Raw genomic sequence first — 2,106 nt, 5'->3', positions numbered from 1 at the left:
AAAAATCGAAAAACAGAAATATCAGCAAGATAGCTTAAACAGGTGTCGGGAAATTTCGTTGAGATATTTTGAAGGAATCACAGTGTAAGCAGGCGCTTTTTCAGGGAGGCGCGTTCTTGCGGGTTGCGTCCCTTGTGATTGGCGATGCGATCCGCCGTGGCGGCCTGGCGCTTGACGGGCCAGTAGGAGCGGCCATCCTTGCCCATCGACCAGACGCTGCTGGCCTGGTTTTCCAGCAGGGGCAGATGGGCGCTCAGGGCTTCGGGCGACGCGCTGGTCAGCGCCGTGCGCTCACGGGTGCGCCAGCGCTGATGCCAGAGCTTCTTGTCCTCGCGCTCGCTGCCGCAGGTCGTGTGCCCGACGATGGGTGTTTTGCGGCGGCTGCGGCTCATAACGTAGTGGTCTCCAAGAACATTCAGGACTGATCCCAGGCGTCGATGGTCAAGACCTGATCGGCAGGACAGGCGGCTACGCGGTCGGGAACTGGATGGTGTTCAGTCTCATGCCGACCCCATTCGATTGATCGCGTCGCTTGCGGCACGCTGCGACGCAAGGAGGTTTGCGACCTGGTTTAGCAGCCGTGTCCGCTGCATGTCTGTTACCTATCTCCCCGACCGCTCATTGGACCAACTCCAGAGATTGGGCTCTATCGCTCAGCCAATACGAAACCGGCATTGGCTGATGCCACAACCGAGACTAACACAAATGGCTCGGTACCTGTATTTCGCGCCCCGTGCACTTGGCCCGGTCTTGCCACGGCTATCTCACCTTCCCTGAGGGCACGAACAATCCCATTGCCCTGAAAGTAATCAGCCATTCCCGACAAAACAGTCCACGTGTCTTGGCCGTGAGGATGAATGTGAGCCGCAATTTCCTGCCCGGGATGGACATGCCAAACCACGATAATTGAGTCTCGGGTTTCAAGCACAACGGAACGAATAGGCTCGCCTTCGGACGGCTGAACATACTCGGCTACAGAAAATATTCTCGATTCAACAGTCATCGGAGATCCCTCTTTCACAGTTGTCGTTACGGTCTTCATCGTCGGCATCCTGACGCACGGCGGGCAATTGCTGGAGCAACGCCGGCAGCCATTCCTGTACCGTCTCCCACACCACATCGAGGTTGATGTCGAAATAGCCGTGAGCCATGCGATTACGCATATTGCGCATGCTGCGCCACGGCACGTCGGCATGCGCCTGGGTGAACTCGACGTAGCCATCCATCACCTTTGTGGCCGCCTCGCCGATGACGATCAGGCTCATGATGACGGCCTGCTGGGTGCGCTTGTCGGCCAAGAAGTCGTCCTTGGCCATCCCTTCCACGAAGCTGCGCGCATCGGTTGCGGCCTGCTGAATGTGGTCGAGGTAATCGGGCAGGCGGTTCTCGCTCATATCGGTTGCGCCTCCGCGAGCACCTTGGCCCGGAACTTCGGCGGCAGGTCGCCGGGAGTCAGCAGATCGACGTCAACGCCGAGCAGCGATTTCAGTTCTTCTTCCAAATCGCCCAAGTCCAACAACGTGGCACCGGGCAGCGCATCGACCAACAGGTCGAGGTCGCTGCCATCCCGGTCGGTGCCATGCAGCACCGAGCCGAAGACGCGCGGGTTCGCGGCGCGAAAGCGGCCTACCGCTTCACGCACTGCGCTTCGCTTCATGTCAAGCACAACAGACGGTCGCATGCGCATCCTTTCTTATCGAAACTCGTTGAGATGATATGCAATCAAGAATAGAATTTCAAGAACTATTTTCGAGAATCGCAATGCCTTGATTCCCGTGCCGCGCCGGTTGCCTTGGCGGGCTTGTCACAAACCTACGTTTTCAAGAAGAAGGAAACCGCATGCCCCGCCGTTCGATCCTCTCCGCCGCCGAGCGCGAAAGCCTGCTGGCGTTGCCGGACACCAAGGATGAGTTGATCCGTCACTACACGTTCAGCGAAAGCGACCTCTCCATCATCCGGCAGCGGCGCGGCCCGGCCAATCGGCTGGGCTTCGCGGTGCAGCTCTGCTACCTGGGGTCGTCTCAGAATTCGGAAAATAAAGCACGCTAAGGCGTAGTCACCCCGTGACTCCCCCGCGCCGATGCAGCGAGCTTCGTTCCGTCTTGC

The 2,106-nt window shown here is 58.6% G+C and carries 4 protein-coding genes and 1 pseudogene; 1 reads left to right on the top strand and 4 read right to left on the bottom strand.

Going from position 1 to position 2,106, the window contains the following annotated elements; genetic code table 11:
* Positions 1-77 precede the first annotated feature (77 nt).
* The 4 genes from LZP96_RS23780 to LZP96_RS23765 all read right to left on the bottom strand — a co-directional run bounded on the left by LZP96_RS23780 (position 78) and on the right by LZP96_RS23765 (position 1,681).
* On the bottom strand, positions 78-392 hold the full coding sequence (locus LZP96_RS23780) for a hypothetical protein (protein ID WP_000091613.1): 315 nt from the start codon (positions 390-392) through the stop codon (positions 78-80).
* 254 nt (positions 393-646) lie between these two features.
* Positions 647-1,003, bottom strand: coding sequence for a cupin domain-containing protein (locus LZP96_RS23775; protein WP_000215515.1), 357 nt, complete (start codon positions 1,001-1,003; stop codon positions 647-649).
* Positions 993-1,394, bottom strand: a complete 402-nt coding sequence (locus LZP96_RS23770) for a HepT-like ribonuclease domain-containing protein (protein WP_001293886.1) — start codon at positions 1,392-1,394, stop codon at positions 993-995. The genes LZP96_RS23775 and LZP96_RS23770 overlap by 11 nt, the downstream gene beginning before the upstream one ends.
* Positions 1,391-1,681 (bottom strand): nucleotidyltransferase family protein, encoded by a 291-nt coding sequence (locus tag LZP96_RS23765; protein ID WP_001247892.1) that lies wholly within the window; start codon positions 1,679-1,681, stop codon positions 1,391-1,393. Before LZP96_RS23765 ends, LZP96_RS23770 begins: the two co-directional genes overlap by 4 nt.
* A 158-nt stretch (positions 1,682-1,839) precedes the next feature.
* On the opposite strand from LZP96_RS23765, the pseudogene LZP96_RS23760 reads away from it, so the two are divergent.
* Positions 1,840-2,013: pseudogene (locus LZP96_RS23760) on the top strand (DUF4158 domain-containing protein); the annotation flags it as partial.
* Between the last annotated feature and the right edge of the window lie 93 nt (positions 2,014-2,106).

The organism is Huaxiibacter chinensis (genome assembly GCF_022171985.1).
Classification (GTDB): domain Bacteria; phylum Pseudomonadota; class Gammaproteobacteria; order Enterobacterales; family Enterobacteriaceae; genus Enterobacter; species Enterobacter chinensis_A.
The sequence above is the reverse complement of the archived record's forward strand: the minus strand, read 5'-3'. Positions and strand labels throughout refer to the sequence as shown.